The following is a 17,753-nucleotide window of genomic DNA, read 5'->3' as shown; positions in this document are numbered from 1 at the left end:
CATGGCTTTAAGCGTGCTGGATATGTTCTCTATCGGTCTTGGACCTTCTTCATCCCACACCGTTGGTCCCATGCGGGCAGCCGCCCAGTTCATTAACAGTCTGGATGCCGAAACGCTCGAATCCACCACGCGTGCCAAGGTCGAACTGTTTGGTTCGCTTGGCGCGACCGGTGTGGGGCACCACTCCGATACCGCGGTGATCCTTGGCCTCGCCGGGTACGACCCGGCGCGCATCCTCCCTGCACAAGTGGATGACATTATCGCGGGAGTCCAGGAGTCCGGCACGCTTGAGATCGCGGGCACCAAGACCATCGCATTCGATCGCGCCCAGGACGTGGTGCTGAACCTTTCCAAATCCCTACCGGGCCACCCCAACGGCATGCAGTTCACCGTGTTTGATGCTGACGGTGTCCAGTTGGCTTCGGAGATCACATACTCCATCGGTGGCGGCTTCGTGGTCACCGAGGACGAACTCGATAAACCGTTGACCACCGAACGCAAAGTCAAACACGACTACCGTAATGCGGATCAACTACTCGAGATGTGCCGCACACAGGGAAAATCTATTGCGGAGATCACCTGGGAGAACGAAATCGAATGGCGCAAACCCGATGAGATTCGTGCTGACATCCTGCATATCTGGCAGGTCATGCAGGATTGTGTGCAGTCAGGTATCGAGCGCACCGAGACGACACTGCCAGGTGGTTTAAAGGTCACCCGACGTGCGCCAAAACTGTATAAGCAACTCAGCGAAGGTGGCGCCACCGAAACGACCGGTGGTAATGCCAAGGACGCGCTGCGCGGTTTGGAATGGGTCAACCTCTACGCCCTGGCCGTGAACGAGGAGAACGCTTCGGGTGGGCGCGTGGTGACAGCCCCGACGAACGGTGCCGCCGGGATCATTCCGGCGGTCATGCATTATTACAGTCGTTTTCTCGATGACGTGACCGATGAGAAGATCGTGGAATTCATGCTCACCGCCGGGGCGATCGGCATCATTATCAAAACCCAAGCATCGATTTCTGGTGCCGAAGTGGGGTGCCAGGGCGAAGTCGGTTCTGCGTGTTCTATGGCTGCCGCGGGGCTGGCCGCCGTGATGGGCGGCACCCCGGTGGAGGTCGAAGATGCTGCCGAAGTCGCCCTGGAACATAATCTCGGCATGACCTGTGATCCGGTAGGCGGTCTCGTCCAAATCCCATGTATCGAACGCAACGCCATTGCCTCGGTCAAAGCAATCAACGCAGCACGCCTTGCCCTCCACGGCGACGGCAGTCACAAAGTCAGTTTGGACCAGGCCATCGAGACGATGCGTGCCACGGGTGCAGACATGATGGACAAATACAAAGAAACCTCCCGAGGCGGGCTTGCTGTCGCTGTCACGCGGCCTGAGTGTTAGTTACCGGCCAGACAACTCGCACATCATTTCATAACCGGGGGCACGTTCTTGTGTCCTTACGCGTGCTGCATAGCTCGTTTCGCGCCATGGTTGCGGTGCGTTTTACGCCAGGTCACCAGCACCACGCTTATTAGTCCTGCCAAGGACAACAGGAGCCAAAGACCAAGCGGTGGCAGTACACCACCGGTGTCGAATGTCCCACCAGCAATCAGCGAGCGCAATCCGTTGACCACGTGGGTCAGTGGTAGCCAGCCATGCAGATTCTGTAAGAACTGCGGGGCGGTTTCAATTGGATACGTGCCGCCTGCAGCGGATAACTGCAGCACAATCAACACCAGCGCAATAAAGCGGCCGGGTGCGTCCAGGACAGCAATGAGCATCTGATTCACGATGAAGAATGTGAGACTTGCGAAGAAGCATAGTGCATATACGCCCGCTGTTTGTGCCATATCAATACCGACGACAAAGCGTACAAAGGTGACCATTAACGTACTTTGGACAAATGCCATACTGAACGCTGGGGTCAGGCTGGTTAACACGGCACGAAGACGGGAATCGGCGGTCGCGATACGACGCAGATTGATTGCAGGTTGCATTAAGAAATACCCCATGGCTCCAACCCACAGCGCCAGGCCCATGAAATATGGGGCCAGACCCCAGCCATATCCGTCTACCTCATGCAGACGTTGCTGCTCCAATGTGACCGGATCCGCGGCGGTGTCAGACAGGTGGTCGCTTTGCCTATCGGAATACCGAGGAACATCGTCTTTGCCCTCATCAAGCCCCGCCGCAAGATCATGTGCTCCGGTGTCGAGCTGATCAAGTCCACTGTGCAAGTCACCAGCTCCTGCACGTGCATCGTCGGCGCCCGATGCTAGGTCGGTCGTTCCGCTGTTTAACGCGGTGGCGCCATGATCAAGGGTCTCAAGGCCGGTGCTGAGCTCACTTGAGGCAGTCGCTGCACTGCTAATAGCACCGGACAGCTGTTGTGTGCCATCCACGAAAGTGCCGCTGGCTGTCGTGAGACGATCTGCAGCCTCGTGCATCCGTTGGCCGCTGTCGTGACCTCGGTCCGCCCCGGTGCGAGCACGGTCTAAAATCTCTTGTACTTGGGTCATGTCTGTCGATAGCCCGGCCAGCCCGGTGGCGGTGCCGTCTGACGTCTCGGCGCCAACCACGTCTGCTACCTTTTGGTGCAGTGTTTGGGCCTGCTCTTGTGCGTTTTCATTGGCCGTTTGGGCTGCCTGGGCGTTGTCCGTCATCGCTTGCACCGCAGCCAGGCGTTGGTCATCGGTTAACTCATCCCAGCTGTCTAACAACTCCTGGCTTTCGGCAGTGATATCACCAGAGTGTTGTGAAGCCGTCGTGAGAAAATCATCAATGTTTTCAGAGGTTGATTCAAGGATTTGGGTATCGTCGAGGGCGGTCTGGGCATCAGTCGCCAAAGTGTCGACCACCGACGATGCATCCTCAATATCAGCAGCTACGTTTTGTAGACCTCCAGCAAGCTGTTGCGCCTTCCTGTCAATATCCTCAGCTGTCTCAGGCAAACTTTGGGTTTCGGCTTCCAGGGTAGCGAGGCCGGAGGCTAGCTCGCGCGACCCAGAAAGGGCTTCATCCGTACCCGCTGCTAGATCAGCGGCACCGTCGGATAGTGTATCGGTCCCATTGGTGAGCTCATCAAGACCCACGACCAGATCGCCGGCTCCCGTGTGAGCACTCGAGGTGCCATCAGACAGATCATGTGCACCGTCGGCTGCATCATCAATTGCTGACCCAATCTGCGTGAAGCCAACGGTCATCTGTGCCACAAACTCTTCACCGACTTGCTTGGACACTGACGAGCGCACTGCTTCGCCAACGGTCCCGGCAATATTGCCGGCAATAATATTCGACGCATCATTGGTCATAATCGTGAGCTGCGACTGGGCTGCTGCCAAAGGGTCCTCATCGCCCAACGATGCAGCGCTTGACGAGAAGTTGTTGGGAATTTCCAAAACTGCTCGAACGTCCCCTGCTTCGAGGGCATCGTGGGCTGTGTTTTTGTCCATGGTTGTCCAGCTGAAACTCTCATCAGAGTCCAGTAACGTCTCGGTGAGGTCGTCGCCCAACTGAAGTTCTTCGTCCTCTGTGGTTGTGGCAGGCTCATCTTCGTTCACGATGGCCGCCGGCATGACATCTAAGGAACCGGTCGGATCTTTGACGGACCAGACCAACAGGGTGGCATAGATCAGTGGGATGACAGCTAGCGCCGTCAAGATAATCGTCAACTGAACCTTGGGGTTGAGACGGGACATAAACGAGCTCCCAAGCCGCAATGCGGGCACTACTTTGACAGGTGTAAATATTACAGGTGTAAACTTATCCTGCTATGCTTGGGTGTGTCAATCTGGCAGAACGTCGAGAAGAGTTGGTGTACGGAGATGGTGAAGGTGGCCTCGAGGCTTGAAGGTGCGGATGGATCGGTCAATCCGCGCGCTGAGCGTTCTCAGGTCGCGCTGATTAATGCAGTCACCGAAGCTCTGGACGGGGGGCAGCCGGGAGAAAGCTTTAGTGTTGCTGAAATTGCACGAGCAGCAGGAGTGAGCCGACCCACCCTCTATCAACACTTCGGTGATCTGCCAAACCTCATGCGTGCAGCGGCACTGCTGCGACTCAAGTCGCTATTCGAGGCGGTGCCGGCATTGCAGCCACACCCGACGACGCCTTGGGCAACGGCGGCTGCCACGGTGCTGCAAGCTTTACTTCAAGAACTAGGGCCTCGTCGAGCCTTTTATGTAGCGGTTTTGGACTCAACCGCTGGACGAGAGGTGCGAGAAGACGTGATTGAGTTTCTAGCTTCGAGGATCATTGACGTGCCAACCCTTGGATCGGTCATCAAGAAAGCAGAGTCCACTACTGAAGGTCTGCGCGAGCACGCAATGTTTCTCGCTGCCGGTGCACTCTGGCGCACGGAACGCTGGCTGCGGGACGATCATCCAGAGCCGGCCTCCCAGCTTGCAGATCGCTTGAGTCATATCCTGGCCACTGCCGGTGGGGTGCAATAAGCGTAAGGGTGGGACGCGCGTTCTGAAAGTCACCACCGGGCTTTCTTGAAAGGTCGCTTTCAAAACTGATCCTGATTACACTACAGCGATATGGAACGCGTAAACGATCGCCTGGTTTCCTGGGCTTCCATGATGGACGACCAAACGCGACACCAGGCGATGACCTCTGCTGAGTTGGATTTTGTCTACCCACACGTTGCGCTCATGGCCGATGCACATCTCGGCTATGGTGCGACCGTGGGATCGGTGATTCCAACGGTGGGTGCTGTCATGCCCGCAGCCGTCGGTGTGGACATCGGGTGCGGCATGATTGCCGTCCAAACCCAATTTAAACGCTCGGATCTGCCGAGCAGTTTGCAGACACTTCGTGAAGACATTGAACGCTGTATCCCGGTCTCCGCGGGCAAATACAACCACACAGTCCATCCAACCGCAGCACCACGCATCGACGAACTTGAAACCAAAGCGTTAGAAAACGGTCTTGATCCGGATTCCTTTGCTAAAAACTGGCGTCTCCAGTTGGGCACCCTGGGTGGAGGCAACCACTTTATTGAAGTCTGTGTCGATGAAGAAGACACCGTCTGGACGTTTCTACACTCGGGCTCCCGGGGGATCGGCAATAAAATCGCCACCCACCACATCGGGATCGCAAAGAGCCTGCGGCATCAAGCGGGGGGTCGGCTGCCGCACGCGGATCTAGCCTGGCTCGACGAAGGCACCGATGAGTTCGACACCTATATCCAGCATTTGCGGTGGGCTCAGCACTTCGCACTACTCAACCGCGAAGAAATGATGGATCGCGTCAACCAACAGCTGGGCCGCTGGGTCGGCGAACCCGTCCAGGATATGCAACGCATCAACTCGCATCACAACTTCACCGAACAAGAAGAACACTTCGGCAAGACCGTGTGGGTCACGCGCAAAGGTGCCATCCGCGCACGCACAGGAGACATGGCCTCAATCCCTGGCTCGATGGGCACTGCGTCCTACATTGTGGAAGGTGCAGGCAATCCTCACGCGCTGGACTCAGCACCACATGGGGCCGGACGCCAATATTCTCGCCGGGCTGCTCGTCGCAACTTCACCCAGGACGATCTGCGCAAAGCCATGACGGGCATCGAATATCGGGACACCGATAAGGTGATCGATGAGATCCCACAAGCGTATAAGCCCATCGATCAGGTGATGGAAGACTCCAAGGATTTGGTGACGATCCGCCACACCCTGCACCAAATCGTAAACGTCAAGGGTCAATAGCGTCGCTGGTGGATAATAGAAGACATGTCTTGGATGGATCAGAACCCGTATAGCACCGGCTCGCGCATGTATCAGCGCGTTTTGATCGCCGGGATGATCATCCTCGGCATTGGTTTTATTGTTGCTATCGTCGGTGGATTAACCTCCACCCGAGCGCTGTCTATGACCTCCCTGTGGATCATGGGCGCCGGACTGATCACGCACGTGATCGCCCAAATCATCCGAATTTCTGGACGTCGCAGAGAACTGCGCGAAAGTCTGGAAGCCGACCGTACACGTCGTGAACAGCGTGGAAAGGACTCAACATGACTGTTGATATCACCGGCCGAGAATATCCTGCCGTCGGCCCGTATCAGGTCGGCAGCGAAGATATTCGCAGTTTTGCAGCCGCGGTGAAAAATATGCACTCGTTTCACCACGATGTCGGCGCCGCCCGTGCAGCTGGTCACAAGGACCTCGTGGCTCCGCCAACCTATTTGGTGACCATTGCCCAGCGTGCCGAAGCACTGATGATCAACGACCCGGATGCAGCAGTCGACTTTTCTCGTGTCGTACACGCCGATCAGCGCTTCACCCACCATCGTGCCGTCGTGGCAGGCGATGAATTATTCGCACAGGCGACCGTCGCCTCGGTTAAAGAGCTCGCCGGTAATCGTCTGCTGACCACCACAACACAGATTTCCAACGCCGTTCGATCGCCCGTTGCCACCATTACCTCCACGTTGCTGATCCGTGGATAAGGACACTTCATGCCGACTATCGAAAATCTCACCAAAGGCGACGTGATCGCCACCCGCAACATCGGTATCACCCGTGCAGACCTCATCCGATACGCCGGAGCCTCCAAAGACTTCAACCCCATCCACTGGTCAGATGCCAGCGCGCAGTCAGCCGAGTTGCCCGGGGTGATCGCCCATGGCATGCTCAGCATGGGCCTGGCCGTGGACGTCGTGACCGAATGGGTCGAAGACCCCACCGCGATTATCGATTATCAGACGCGGTTCTCTTCGATGCTTCCGGTTGATGAAACCACAGACAGTTTCGATCCGGCGCGGCCATTTGAAAACCCGAAGGCGGGGGCCCAACTAGAGGTCACCGGAAAAATCGGTGCCATTGACGAAGAGACCAAGGTCGTCCGGGTGGATTTATCGGTGACCAATCCCGCCGACGACAACGCCCGCGTGCTGACACGCGCGCAAGTCCAGGTGCAGCTCTAACCACATGTCTGAAAACTTGCTGGCCAACCACACCACCGCTCGCGTCGGTGGCCCCGCCACGACCTGGATTGAAGTATCCACTGAAGAACAGCTCACCACCGCGGTAGCCGAAACAGACGCGACAGAGTTTCCACTGCTCGTGCTGGCCGGTGGATCCAACATGTTGGTCGCCGATGAAGGGTTTCCCGGTACGGTAGTGCAACTTGGCACTGCCGGCATCGATGTCATGGAATCGAGCAATTCGCACGTGCACGTACGGATCGCGGCCGGTCATAACTGGGATGCTGTCGTCGCCTGGTCAGTGACCGAAGGTCTCACCGGCATCGAAGCGCTGTCTGGTATTCCCGGCTCTACCGGTGCCACGCCCGTCCAAAACGTTGGCGCCTATGGGGCAGACATTTCCCAAACACTGGTCAGCATCCGTGCTTGGGACCGGCAAGCCCACAAAGTCGTTGAGCTCACCGGACCGGAGTTGGAATTTGGGTATCGCGATTCGATCATCAAGCGCACCATCGAATCCTCAACTACCAACTTTCATCACGCATCACCACGCTGGATCGTGCTAACGGTCGATTTGCACCTGACCAAAACCGGTCAGACTGCCCCGGTCAGATACACCCAACTGGCTCGTGCGCTGAATGTGGAACTCGGAGACAGTGTGCCTCTGGAACACATTCGTCAGACAGTACTCGACCTTCGTGCGACCAAAGGTATGGTGTTGGACTCTGATGACTACGACACATGGTCTACCGGTTCATTTTTCACCAACCCAATCGTCGCGGTCGAAGCGACCCAGCGACTGCCAGACGACGCCCCACGCTTTGCGCACCACGATGAAACTTCCGAAACCGAAACCGTCAAACTCTCGGCTGCCTGGCTGATCGACCACGCTGGATTCAACAAAGGCTTCGGACTCAACCACGAGCCCGATACCGTCAACGGCCGTGCTGGGCTTTCGACGAAACACACACTGGCATTGACCAACCGTGGCGCTGCGACGACCAACGATCTCATCACAATCGCTACGCTGGTCCGAGACGGTGTGGTAGAACGCTGGGGAATCACCTTGGTGCCAGAGCCTGTGCTGATCGGCGTGCAATTGGGTCATCACTAGACGCATTTGCAAATACTTCCGCCACATTGGCATGATGACACAGTCCCAAGTGTCAGGTAAGCCGGATGGAGTTGCTCTCATGTCTGCGGTCGAAACAGCCTCGTCGACACGTGTCGCCAGGCATACGCCGAAACGTCGTTACCGACCAGATTTGCATGGTATTCGCGGCCTCGCGATTCTGGGTGTGGTGCTCTTCCACCTGTTCGGCAATGGTCAGGTGTCCGGTGGTATCGACATCTTCCTCACCGTCTCGGGCTTCTTGTTTACCGCCATGCTATTGCGCGAAGCCGCCGAGAACGACGGCAAGATTAACTTCTTGGCGTACTTTGGACGCCTCTTTCGCAGGATTTTTGCCCCAGCAGCCGTCGTCGTGATCGTCACGGCGATCGCTGGCATGCTCATTCTGCCCTACACCCAGCACACCCAAATGCTCCGGGAAGCCGTAGCATCGCTGCTGTATTACGAGAACTTCGAGCTCATTAACTCGCAGTTATCCTACGACGCAGCGGGTCCAGAAACCTCGGTGTTTCAACACTTCTGGTCGCTGTCGGTACAAGGCCAGTTCTATCTCGTCATCCCCGTGGTCATTCTGGCACTGGTCTGGATCGCGCGAAAACGCAACCAACCGGCAGTCTTCTGGGTCGGTACAGTCCTTGTGATCGTGCTGATTGCCTCAATGGCATGGGCTATCATCTATGGCGCACAGCTGCAAGACGAAGCATACTTGGCCACCACTACCAGGCTTTGGCAGTTAGCATTCGGTGGGTTGTTGGCACTCGTCATTGATCACCTGCGATTGGCCGGGGGGATTGCGATTCGTGCTGGGCTGGCTGGGTCTGTTTATGGTCGTCTCCACCGGATTCATCTTTGACGGCGGTCAACAGTTCCCAGGCCCACTGGCGCTGTGGCCGCTCCTAGGTCTGGCGTTTGTCCTCTGTGCTGCCCCGCAGGATGGCGACCCTGGCCGCGGATCGGTCACCAAGCTACTCAACAATCGAGTGTTTAACTGGATTGGGGACTATTCGTATGCACTGTATTTATGGCACTGGCCGTTGCTGATCTTCTACCTGGCCATCCGCGACCGCGAAGCTATCGGTATCCGCGGTGGCCTCGTGATCCTGACCGTGGCAGTGGTTCTTTCTCTGGTGCTCAACCAGCTGGTAGAGCGCCCCATTCAAGCCTGGAGACGCAAGGCCAACGGTCATAGAGCAAACACTGTTCCGTTGGCCGTCGGACTGGTTGTCATGTTGGTATTTAGCAACGTGGTCGCGAACCATCTGCTAACGACTCAACAGGCCGACGATCGTCAAGAGACTGGCTATGCACTCGACCCCGAGCAATATCCCGGCGCTCTGACCACTGCGGCCGATGGTCCGGAGGCACCCGAGGTTGAGAACTATGAACCCCACGGACAAGAGCTCGCTGGAGTCCAGCAAGAGTATAAAACACAAGCCTGCGAGCAGGACGGTGACAACGCACCGGACAGTTATGAAGTGACACTCTGTAAGGACCCCGACGCCCCAGAGAACCCTTCCGCGACCGTGGTCTTAGCCCCGGACTCCCACGCTGGCCACTGGGAACACACATTCCGCACATTGGGAGAGGAATACAATTGGGAAGTTCTGCTGGCCATCAAATCCGGCTGTAATTTCTCGGGCGTCCCAAATGAACCCGGCAACAATTACTGCCATATGTGGAACGACAATTTCGTGCAGTATTTGGAAACCGAAGACGTCGATCTTGTGGTTGCACCCGGCACGCAAATGTATAGCCGACCAGCTGAAGAGGGCTTCGCAGATGGTGCCCAACAGCGCTGGGAACAGATCGAAGCAACGGATACACCCCTGCTGTTGATTCGTGGTCTGATCCGCCCCGGTGGCACCAACGGGACGGCTGACTGCTTAGCGTCCGGTAACCCGCCAGCGGAATGCGGCGGGATGGCCGGAGACGCGTATGAGTCAAACCCGATCGAGCAGGTCGATTTAGCTGACACGACCCACACTCTCGACATGAATCCGTATGTTTGTCCGGGTGTAGACGAAGGTCGCGATACCGCCTGTTCAGCTGTCGTGGGGAACGTTGCCGTGTGGTACGACAACTCTCATATCACCCCGCAGTATGCCACCACGCTGGCACCCATCATGGAAAACCACTTACAAGAGCTCTATCCGGAACTCTTCGACTCCTGATATGCAGCCCCAACTGACTACTGGGCTGCGGTGACCTGCGCTTCTGATTTTCCTGCCGTCTTACGTTTCTTGCGGAAGTAGACCTGACGACGAATAAGAGCGACGGTTTCGCCCTGTTCATCGGTGATCTCCACATCAAACCAGTGCAAGTACTTCTGGCCGTCAGCGGTCTTGCGACGAATGAGGTCCCATGTTTCGTCCGCGACGTGAAAGTCCGCGGTGATTTTTCCTTTGCCGGGCTTGATGAACTGCGCTTCGACCCCTACATCCCATACCAAGTATTCCTTCCCGAGCCCGTAGACGCCGGCGAACATAAAGAACGGATCGGTCATCGAGAGCATCGTGCCACCGAATGAGGTGCCCACAAGATTCCGGGTGAAGATATTTGGTTTATGCGTGACGATCGCTCGAGAGGCGTCTTCGGAAATATATTCGGGTTTAATGCCGGCCCCGAGATACGGTGGCCAGATCCGCATGAAGCGCTGCAAAAACTTTGGACCGATCCGCATAGAGGCATAGGTCGGGATCTTGAATTTCGGAAGTCTCAAACTCGTACTCCTTGGACGGCCTCTGGCACAGCAGTAGGCCAGGTATTGCTGGTCAAATGTATAACGTAGTTCACATTTTAGACGACAACTGCCAAGTATGGCTCACTGCGATGCAAGGTGGGCCTGTAAGTACTGTGCCGTGAGCGTGTTCGTCGCTGCGACATCGTTCGGTGTTCCGGTCGCAACAATGCGTCCACCGTCAGCACCTCCGCCTGGGCCTAGGTCGATGAGCCAATCGGCGGCGGCAATGATGTCGAGGTCGTGTTCAATCACAATCACGGTGGCGCCGCGAGCAATGAGCCGGTCCAAAACGCCTACCAGTACGGCAACATCGTCGGGGTGGAGACCAACCGAGGGCTCGTCGAGCACGAACAGGGTGTCTTGCTGATTTCGTCCCAGTTCGGTCGACAGCTTGAGCCGTTGCGCTTCACCACCCGACAGCGCCGGTGTGGCTTCTCCCAGGGTCAGATATCCCAGACCAAGGTCGGTCAGCACCTTGAGTCTGCGGGTGATACGAGCATAACCGTCAAACACGTCGACGGCTTCAGCCGCGGTCAGGGCTAAGACCTCCGGTATAGAGTGGCCTTCGAGCTGGACCTTGGAGGCTTCGGGACGGTAGCGCGTGCCGTTGCATGTCGGGCATACCAGGTCCACGTCGGCAAGGAACTGTGCATCCAACGCGATCTCACCGTTGCCATCGCATTCGGGGCATTTCAGCGAGCCGGTGTTGTACGAGAAGTCACCGGGAGAATACTGTTCACTGGCTTTGGCAAATTCGGTCCGGAGTTGATCCATCACGCCCGAATAGGTCGCCACGGTGGACCGGACGTTGATGCCGATCGGGGAGGCATCCACGAGCACGGTGCGATCAATCGTGCTGTCGACCGACTCGACGTGGTCAGGGTGCTCGCCGTTGAGTGCGGGAATCAGCGATTCTAAGACCAGGGTGGTTTTGCCCGATCCCGAGACCCCGGTGACCACGGTCATGACCCCGATGGGGATGCTGACGTCTAAAGCGTCAACGGTATGCAGTGGGTGGGTTTGCATCGCTAGCCATCCGGCTGGATCGCGGTGAGTTCGTTCGATCGGCTGAGCTGCACGTAAGTGCGGTGCGATGACCGAATCGTGAGCAGCCGCGATCTCTTGGGGTGTACCGGTGGCGATAATGCGGCCGCCGTACGCGCCAGAGCCGGGGCCAATCTCAATAAGATGATCACCAGCTTCAACCACGGCGACGTCGTGATCCACGAACACCACGGAATTGCCTTCCGCAAGCAGATCACGCATCACACCGATGAGTCCTTCGATATTGGCTGGGTGGAGCCCGATCGAGGGCTCATCCAGCACATAGAGGACACCCGTGGTTTCATTGCGCACAGCGCGAGCGAGCTGAGCACGTTGGCGCTCGCCGTTGGACAGGGTCGTGGCCGCACGGTCAAGCGATAAGTAGCCAAGTCCAAGTTGGAGGAGCCGTTTTCCCATATCGGCCAGCGTAGCCACGAGTGCAGCCCCGAGTTCTTGCAGACGATCAGGCAGCTGCAGGCTCTGTGACCATTCCAATAGATCATGTAGGGGCAGCGCTGAGGCCGAGTCAAGATGGTGTTCGCCGATACGTGGTTGACGTGCTTTATCGGAGAGCCGACTGCCGTGGCAGGTCGGACAGGTTTTTTCGACAAAGAACTTCGAAACCCGCTGCAACCGTCTGGCTTCGGTGGCACGCTCTAGTTCTTTGGTCACCGTCAGGTATGCGTTGCGAAACGTAAAATCCAGATCGTGCACGCCCTTGCGGGTCGTGAGAGTGATGGCCTTCTCTTCTTCGGGACCGTGGTACACGATCTCGAGTTCTTCGTCCGTGAGCTGGCTGAAGGGCACATCTGTGCGGACCCCGAACTCGGCGACGATCTGAGGTTGGACGTTGAAACCGAATTGGTTCCAGGGCGCTACGGCGCCTTCGTCGATGGTTTTGGACGGGTCTGGCACCAAGCTGGCATGATTGACCTGTCTGGTGATCCCTGTCCCGGCACAATGGGGACAAGCACCTTGCGAGTTGAATGCCAGTTCCTCGGCTTCGGGCGCGTAAAAATCGTTGCCACAACTCGCGCACGTGATCGACTGTTCGATCGCGACGTTGATGGTCGGCTCGGCATAGGCACCGCAGTGTGGGCACCGATGCTCCGCCAGCCGAGAGAAGATCAGCCGCAGGACGTTCAGCAGTTCGGTCGACGTGCCAAAGGTGGAACGGACACCGGCGGTTCCTGGACGTTGCCGCAGCGCAAGTGCCGGTGGGATGTGGCTTACCGAATCGACATCGGCCCGGCCCGTGGCCGCCATCCGCCGTCGTGTATAGGTCGATAACGCTTCCAAATAGCGCCGGGATCCTTCGGCATACAGTGTGCCCATAGCCAGCGAAGATTTTCCCGAACCTGAGACACCCACAATCCCAACGAGCTGGTTCAGCGGGATGTCGACGTCGATATCTTTCAGGTTATTGACGCGAGCACCGCGAACGCTGATGTGTGTTTGGGTCGCAGACATGTGGTCATTCGTCACAGCAGCGAGTCTAATGGATTAGGCCCGATCTTGGTGATGACGGTAGGGGAGTACGGGATCAGCGATGCCGACTGCACGAGTAATACGATGAGGGGTAGTCAGACGCTCATGAAGGTCCCTACATGCAGCTGGCCACCAGTCGCGGTCTGCAACTGGTGGCCAGCATCAACGTTGTGCCCGGGTGTGCTTTAGAGGTTGCCGGTGGCAATCATCAGCATGCGGCGTACTGGTTCGGCAGCACCCCAGAGTAGCTGGTCGCCGACGGTGAAAGCTGAAATGTACTCGGGGCCCATCGACAGTTTGCGCACGCGACCGACGGGGATATCCATGGTGCCGGTGACCGCAACCGGGGTCAGCTGTTCGACTGAGGCTTCCTTAGTGTTCGGTACGAACTTGACCCAGTCGTTGTCGTTATCAAGCATGTCCTCGATCTCATCCAAGGGAATGTCCTTGGTGAGTTTCATAGTCAATGCTTGGGAGTGGGAGCGCAGTGCACCGATGCGGACGGTCACGGATTCTAGCGGCATAAAGTTGTCGCCGGTACGGCCGAGAATCTTGTTGGTTTCGGCCATGCCTTTCCAGTCTTCACGCGACATGCCATTGCCAAGGTCGGAATCGATCCAGGGTATCAGCGAGCCGGCAAGTGGGGCACCGAATTCGGTGACATCCATGCTGCCGTTGCGCTGTGCCTCGATGACTTTCTTATCCAATTCCAGGATGGCGGAGTTGGAGTCTTTGAGTTCGTCTGCCACGACGTCGTGGAGTGTGCCGAAGCCTTTGAGTAGCTCACGCATATGGCGTGCACCGCCACCGGATGCAGCCTGGTAGGTCATGGCGGTTCCCCATTCGACCAGGCCATTGCGCAGGAGTCCGCCGAGCCCGAGGGTCATCAATGAGACGGTGCAGTTGCCGCCGACGAACTGGTTGACGCCGTTTTTTAGGCCGGCGTCGATCTGGTCGCGGTTGACCGGGTCGAGCACGATAATGGATTCGTCATCCATACGTAGTGTGGAGGCCGCGTCGATCCAGATGCCGTCCCAACCTGCTGCGCGAAGTTTCGGGTACACATCGTTGGTGTAGTCGCCACCCTGCGTTGTGAGAATGATGGGCAGCTTGGCAAGGGTCTCAATGTCGTGGGCGTCTTCCAAGGTCTCGGAGGTATCGACACCTTCGAGTTCTGGGACCGGTCCGCCAGCGTTGGACGTCGAGAAGAAGACGGGGTTGATCTTGGTGAAATCGTGTTCTTCTACCATCCGTTGCATAAGCACGGAACCGACCATGCCGCGCCAGCCGACTAGACCGACTGATGGAGCTGCTGCAGCATCTGCGTTCATTGGGGCCTCCGAAACGTGTTGAGTCATAAGCGTTTATTCTACATTTTGTGCAAGCGCATGTTTTTTGCGGGCGTTATAGGCCCAGAGTCCGACGCCGATAAAGAGCTGCGTCAGCACGAGGATAAAGATCACGCCGGCGATCGTATTGCCGTTGAGTACTAGGTATAAGCCCATCCCGGCACACACCAATGCCAACAGGGGACCGGCCACGAGGCCGAGGAAGGCCAACACCATCTGGCGTTGTGAAACCGGGGCCGTGTTAGTTGTCTTGCTCAAGGGTTCGCTCCCATCGTTCAAACCGGTACTCGACCGAGGACTTGGAAGTGTGCCAGCCGTTGGTGGGATCCTGTGCGGCAAGTGTCCATGAACCGTCGAGTTCGGGTGCATACGTGTCGCCGTCAACGGTGAGGTTGAAGAGGCTGCGTTCTACCACGGTGGCACCATCTATGGCCTGATCATATAGGGTGCCACCACCGACCACCCAAATTGTTTGACTGGTCTTAAGCTGAACGGCGAGTTCCAACCCCTGGTGCAGGTCTTCAACAACATGGACGTCGTCGTGGTCCAATTTGGGGTCGCTTGGGTCATCGCTGAATGTTTTCGATACGACGATTGAGGTGCGGCCCGGTAGCGGGCGAACGGATTTCGGAAAGGATGACCACGTTTTCCGACCCATCACGAGGACTTCGCCCATGGTGACGTCTTTGAAGTGTTTGAGGTCTTCGGGCACGTCCCAGGGCATACCTCCGTCTAAACCGATGACGCCGTCGAGGCTTTGGGCCCAGACCATCCCGATGTTTGTATTAGACGGCAACTGGAGCTTTGATGGTGGGGTGGTGTTGGTATTCAACGACTTCGAAATCTTCCCATTCGTAACTGAACAAATCTTCAGGTGTGCGGTTGAAACGTAGCTGCGGGTACGGGTATGGCTGCCGGGAGAGTTGCTCGCGCACTTGCTCGACGTGGTTTGCGTAGATGTGTACATCGCCGCCGGTCCACACAAACTCGCCGAGGTTATAGCCCAGCTGTTGAGCCATCATCCTGGTCAATAATGCATATTCGGCAATATTGAAGGGCACACCCAAAAACATGTCTGCCGAGCGTTGGTAGAGCTGGCATGAGAGTTTACCGGGGCCGTTTTCTTCGGGCTGGACATGGAACTGGAACATCGCGTGGCATGCAGGCAGGGCCATCTCATCGAGCTGGCCGGGGTTCCATGCTGAGACGAGGTGACGGCGCGATGCAGGATGCTGCGCTAACGATTCCATCACCTGACTGATCTGGTCGATGGATTCACCATTGGGGGTCGGCCAGGAGCGCCACTGCACGCCGTAGACGGGACCCAGCTCACCGTCCTCGTTAGCCCACTCGTTCCAAATGCGCACGCCGCGCTCTTGGAGCCATTGCACGTTTGAATCACCGTTGAGGAACCAGATGAGTTCTAGGGCAGCGGATTTGAAGTGGACGCGTTTGGTGGTGATCAGTGGAAAAGACTCGGCTAAGTCAAAACGCATTTGACGGCCAAACACTGAATAGGTGCCAGTGCCGGTTCGATCACCGGTGAGCACGCCGTTTTCTAAGACGTCTGCCAGCAGATCCTCATAGGGCGTGTCAATACCGGTGGTGTTGTTATACATACTCATCGTTTCGTGGTCTGACTCGGTGGTTATGGGTTCGTGTTTTCAGTGGCAACTAGCTCCCTGTATTCGGGATACCGGCGCAAGTAATCCTCGATATAGGAACATTGGTTGGTGAATTTTTGTTCCTGTTTTTTCAGCTGTTCAAAGACCAGTGTGGCCAGGGCTCGTGCGTATCCTTGCCGCCCGAACTCCTCGGCAACAATCGTGTGCTGCAATACATAGACCCCGTCTTCTTCCTCTGTCATGCGGTATCCGATGAAGCCGATGAACGTGCTGGTGCCAGTGTCTGGGTTGTCTTGGTGCAGTTCAAAGCGGTCTTTGGCAGGAACGTCCACGAGTCGAAGATGAGCGTGCACGATCTTGTCTGGCAGTGAGCCCGGCGAGGTAGTCATGGGCTTAGCCTACCAACCCGCTCGGGAAGGTGAGTAGGCTCCGGCCCCCGGTTATGGGACAAACGGTTCGTAGCGTTCCACGGATACAATTTTGCCCCCGAGGTGGGTTGCCCGATGCACCACCAGAATCGAGCCCGGTGCTAGATTTGCTTTTTTCTTCGTGTAGACATGCTTGGGATTGACGACCGATTTGTTATCTTCGCGAATCCACGACTTGATTTCTTTGAGGATGCGTTTGACGACCGAGGGCTGGGAGCACAGCAGCGCTGGTTCGTGACGCTTGAACTCTTGGCGGAGTCGCTTCGCCATGAACTTTGGATGCGATTTCGCGGTTTTGATGTTCAACCACTTTTTGGGTCTTACGGCACCACCGTGTCGCTTTACAAAGGGTGCGATGGTCTCCAACGAGCGAGTGTATTTGGAGGTTAAGATGCGGCTGGGCGTCCAACCACGCAAGAGCTTGGCCATCGCTTTGGCTTGGGTGTATCCGGAGTCAGCCAGGGGACGATCAATTTCGTCTTTTGTCCAAGATTCAGCCGGGATAGCTTTGGCTTGGCGCAGAACAATAAACGGCACCGTCGCCAGATGTTTCTGCGTATATGCTTCCGCTAAGGCATCCAGCGGCTTTTCATCGAGCTTTTTGGTCAGTAACTGTCGCGCCTCATCGATACTTGCCCAGTGGGTGTCATCCACCTCGTTCGCATCGGGCCGGGGTTTCTGGTCAACAACCCGAGCCGCCCAGTACCAGACCTCTTTGCGGTTATTGCCATTTGCCGTCTTATATCGCACAATCCCCAGCGGTATGCCGAGCGTGAGTTGCAGCCCGATTTCTTCTTTTGTCTCGCGCCAGGCCGTTTCGGGCAGTGTCTCTTCAGCATCGAGCCGACCCTTGGGCCAGGACCAGTCATCGTATTCGGGACGGTGAATGAGAAGTACTTGGAGTTGGCCGGCTTTGATCCGCCACGGAATGGTACCGGCGGCCACGATCTTTGCGTTGAGTCCCTGTTCGGTCGTCGCTGCAGTGACACGAGTAGTGGTGAGTTTACCGATGCGTTTTGCCGCTCGCATG

Annotated in this window: 18 protein-coding genes; 9 read left to right on the top strand and 9 right to left on the bottom strand. The window is 56.9% G+C overall.

Features of this window, described 5'->3' with window-relative positions; all coding sequences use genetic code 11:
- Nucleotide 1: 1 nt before the first annotated feature.
- Entirely contained in the window at nucleotides 2–1,396 is a 1,395-nt protein-coding gene (locus ACYVJT_RS07675) for an L-serine ammonia-lyase (protein ID WP_343956648.1), read from the top strand.
- 56 nt (nucleotides 1,397–1,452) lie between these two features.
- On the opposite strand, the gene ACYVJT_RS07670 is transcribed toward ACYVJT_RS07675, so the two are convergent.
- Complete coding sequence (locus tag ACYVJT_RS07670; RefSeq protein WP_343956649.1) at nucleotides 1,453–3,693, bottom strand: YhgE/Pip family protein; 2,241 nt, start codon at nucleotides 3,691–3,693, stop codon at nucleotides 1,453–1,455.
- A 126-nt stretch (nucleotides 3,694–3,819) separates the two neighbouring features.
- Between ACYVJT_RS07670 and ACYVJT_RS07665 the strand changes: the two genes are divergently transcribed.
- The 8 genes from ACYVJT_RS07665 (at nucleotide 3,820) to ACYVJT_RS07630 (ending at nucleotide 10,220) form a co-directional block, all read left to right on the top strand.
- Entirely contained in the window at nucleotides 3,820–4,443 is a 624-nt protein-coding gene (locus tag ACYVJT_RS07665; protein ID WP_343956650.1) for a TetR/AcrR family transcriptional regulator, read from the top strand.
- Nucleotides 4,444–4,533: 90 nt separating this feature from the next.
- A complete protein-coding gene (locus tag ACYVJT_RS07660; protein WP_343956651.1) occupies nucleotides 4,534–5,700 on the top strand; it encodes an RtcB family protein in 1,167 nt (388 codons plus the stop codon).
- A gap of 24 nt (nucleotides 5,701–5,724) precedes the next feature.
- Nucleotides 5,725–6,009, top strand: coding sequence for a hypothetical protein (locus ACYVJT_RS07655; RefSeq protein ID WP_343956652.1), 285 nt, complete (start codon nucleotides 5,725–5,727; stop codon nucleotides 6,007–6,009).
- Nucleotides 6,006–6,440 (top strand): FAS1-like dehydratase domain-containing protein, encoded by a 435-nt coding sequence (locus ACYVJT_RS07650; RefSeq protein ID WP_343956653.1) that lies wholly within the window; start codon nucleotides 6,006–6,008, stop codon nucleotides 6,438–6,440. Before ACYVJT_RS07655 ends, ACYVJT_RS07650 begins: the two co-directional genes overlap by 4 nt.
- Nucleotides 6,441–6,449: 9 nt before the next feature.
- On the top strand, nucleotides 6,450–6,917 hold the full coding sequence (locus ACYVJT_RS07645) for a MaoC/PaaZ C-terminal domain-containing protein (RefSeq protein ID WP_343956654.1): 468 nt from the start codon (nucleotides 6,450–6,452) through the stop codon (nucleotides 6,915–6,917).
- 4 nt (nucleotides 6,918–6,921) lie between these two features.
- The gene (locus tag ACYVJT_RS07640) at nucleotides 6,922–8,031 is read left to right on the top strand and encodes a UDP-N-acetylmuramate dehydrogenase (protein ID WP_343956655.1); all 1,110 of its coding nucleotides are present in this window, start codon (nucleotides 6,922–6,924) and stop codon (nucleotides 8,029–8,031) included.
- A gap of 79 nt (nucleotides 8,032–8,110) precedes the next feature.
- Nucleotides 8,111–8,902 carry an acyltransferase family protein gene (locus ACYVJT_RS07635; RefSeq protein ID WP_343956656.1) on the top strand — a complete coding sequence of 264 codons (792 nt, stop codon included), beginning with the start codon at nucleotides 8,111–8,113 and terminating at the stop codon, nucleotides 8,900–8,902.
- The gene (locus tag ACYVJT_RS07630) at nucleotides 8,850–10,220 is read left to right on the top strand and encodes an acyltransferase family protein (protein ID WP_343956657.1); all 1,371 of its coding nucleotides are present in this window, start codon (nucleotides 8,850–8,852) and stop codon (nucleotides 10,218–10,220) included. The genes ACYVJT_RS07635 and ACYVJT_RS07630 overlap by 53 nt, the downstream gene beginning before the upstream one ends.
- Before the next feature lie 17 nt (nucleotides 10,221–10,237).
- Here ACYVJT_RS07630 and ACYVJT_RS07625 read toward each other — a convergent pair whose 3' ends face one another.
- The 8 genes from ACYVJT_RS07625 to ACYVJT_RS07590 form a co-directional block, all read right to left on the bottom strand.
- Entirely contained in the window at nucleotides 10,238–10,768 is a 531-nt protein-coding gene (locus ACYVJT_RS07625) for a DUF4442 domain-containing protein (RefSeq protein WP_343956658.1), read from the bottom strand.
- A gap of 102 nt (nucleotides 10,769–10,870) precedes the next feature.
- Complete coding sequence (locus tag ACYVJT_RS07620) at nucleotides 10,871–13,318, bottom strand: excinuclease ABC subunit UvrA (RefSeq protein ID WP_343956659.1); 2,448 nt, start codon at nucleotides 13,316–13,318, stop codon at nucleotides 10,871–10,873.
- Between the two features lie 188 nt (nucleotides 13,319–13,506).
- Nucleotides 13,507–14,652 (bottom strand): aspartate-semialdehyde dehydrogenase, encoded by a 1,146-nt coding sequence (gene asd / locus ACYVJT_RS07615; protein ID WP_343956730.1) that lies wholly within the window; start codon nucleotides 14,650–14,652, stop codon nucleotides 13,507–13,509.
- Nucleotides 14,653–14,685: 33 nt separating this feature from the next.
- Nucleotides 14,686–14,928, bottom strand: coding sequence for an NF038396 family protein (locus ACYVJT_RS07610; RefSeq protein ID WP_343956660.1), 243 nt, complete (start codon nucleotides 14,926–14,928; stop codon nucleotides 14,686–14,688).
- Nucleotides 14,912–15,442, bottom strand: a complete 531-nt coding sequence (locus ACYVJT_RS07605) for a dihydrofolate reductase (protein ID WP_343956661.1) — start codon at nucleotides 15,440–15,442, stop codon at nucleotides 14,912–14,914. Before ACYVJT_RS07605 ends, ACYVJT_RS07610 begins: the two co-directional genes overlap by 17 nt.
- Nucleotides 15,443–15,455: 13 nt before the next feature.
- Nucleotides 15,456–16,289: a thymidylate synthase gene (locus ACYVJT_RS07600; protein ID WP_425579860.1), complete on the bottom strand. Its 834-nt coding sequence runs from the start codon at nucleotides 16,287–16,289 to the stop codon at nucleotides 15,456–15,458.
- Between the two features lie 29 nt (nucleotides 16,290–16,318).
- Nucleotides 16,319–16,684: a GNAT family N-acetyltransferase gene (locus ACYVJT_RS07595; RefSeq protein WP_343956664.1), complete on the bottom strand. Its 366-nt coding sequence runs from the start codon at nucleotides 16,682–16,684 to the stop codon at nucleotides 16,319–16,321.
- Between the two features lie 51 nt (nucleotides 16,685–16,735).
- On the bottom strand, nucleotides 16,736–17,752 hold the full coding sequence (locus ACYVJT_RS07590; protein ID WP_343956665.1) for an NUDIX hydrolase: 1,017 nt from the start codon (nucleotides 17,750–17,752) through the stop codon (nucleotides 16,736–16,738).
- Between the last annotated feature and the right edge of the window lies 1 nt (nucleotide 17,753).

Source organism: Yaniella soli (genome assembly GCF_054782375.1).
The sequence above is the reverse complement of the archived record's forward strand: the minus strand, read 5'-3'. Positions and strand labels throughout refer to the sequence as shown.

Bases quoted from the DNA above. Each gene is read 5' to 3' on its own strand.
- ACYVJT_RS07655 (WP_343956652.1), top strand. From the start codon at position 5,725: ATGTCTTGGATGGATCAGAACCCGTATAGCACCGGCTCGCGCATGTAT.
- ACYVJT_RS07600 (WP_425579860.1), bottom strand. From the start codon at position 16,289: ATGTATAACAACACCACCGGTATTGACACGCCCTATGAGGATCTGCTG.
- ACYVJT_RS07660 (WP_343956651.1), top strand. From the start codon at position 4,534: ATGGAACGCGTAAACGATCGCCTGGTTTCCTGGGCTTCCATGATGGAC.
- asd (WP_343956730.1), bottom strand. From the start codon at position 14,652: ATGAACGCAGATGCTGCAGCAGCTCCATCAGTCGGTCTAGTCGGCTGG.
- ACYVJT_RS07670 (WP_343956649.1), bottom strand. From the start codon at position 3,693: ATGTCCCGTCTCAACCCCAAGGTTCAGTTGACGATTATCTTGACGGCG.
- ACYVJT_RS07640 (WP_343956655.1), top strand. From the start codon at position 6,922: ATGTCTGAAAACTTGCTGGCCAACCACACCACCGCTCGCGTCGGTGGC.
- ACYVJT_RS07650 (WP_343956653.1), top strand. From the start codon at position 6,006: ATGACTGTTGATATCACCGGCCGAGAATATCCTGCCGTCGGCCCGTAT.
- ACYVJT_RS07605 (WP_343956661.1), bottom strand. From the start codon at position 15,442: ATGGTCTGGGCCCAAAGCCTCGACGGCGTCATCGGTTTAGACGGAGGT.
- ACYVJT_RS07665 (WP_343956650.1), top strand. From the start codon at position 3,820: ATGGTGAAGGTGGCCTCGAGGCTTGAAGGTGCGGATGGATCGGTCAAT.
- ACYVJT_RS07675 (WP_343956648.1), top strand. From the start codon at position 2: ATGGCTTTAAGCGTGCTGGATATGTTCTCTATCGGTCTTGGACCTTCT.
- ACYVJT_RS07635 (WP_343956656.1), top strand. From the start codon at position 8,111: ATGTCTGCGGTCGAAACAGCCTCGTCGACACGTGTCGCCAGGCATACG.
- ACYVJT_RS07645 (WP_343956654.1), top strand. From the start codon at position 6,450: ATGCCGACTATCGAAAATCTCACCAAAGGCGACGTGATCGCCACCCGC.
- ACYVJT_RS07590 (WP_343956665.1), bottom strand. From the start codon at position 17,752: ATGCGAGCGGCAAAACGCATCGGTAAACTCACCACTACTCGTGTCACT.
- ACYVJT_RS07595 (WP_343956664.1), bottom strand. From the start codon at position 16,684: ATGACTACCTCGCCGGGCTCACTGCCAGACAAGATCGTGCACGCTCAT.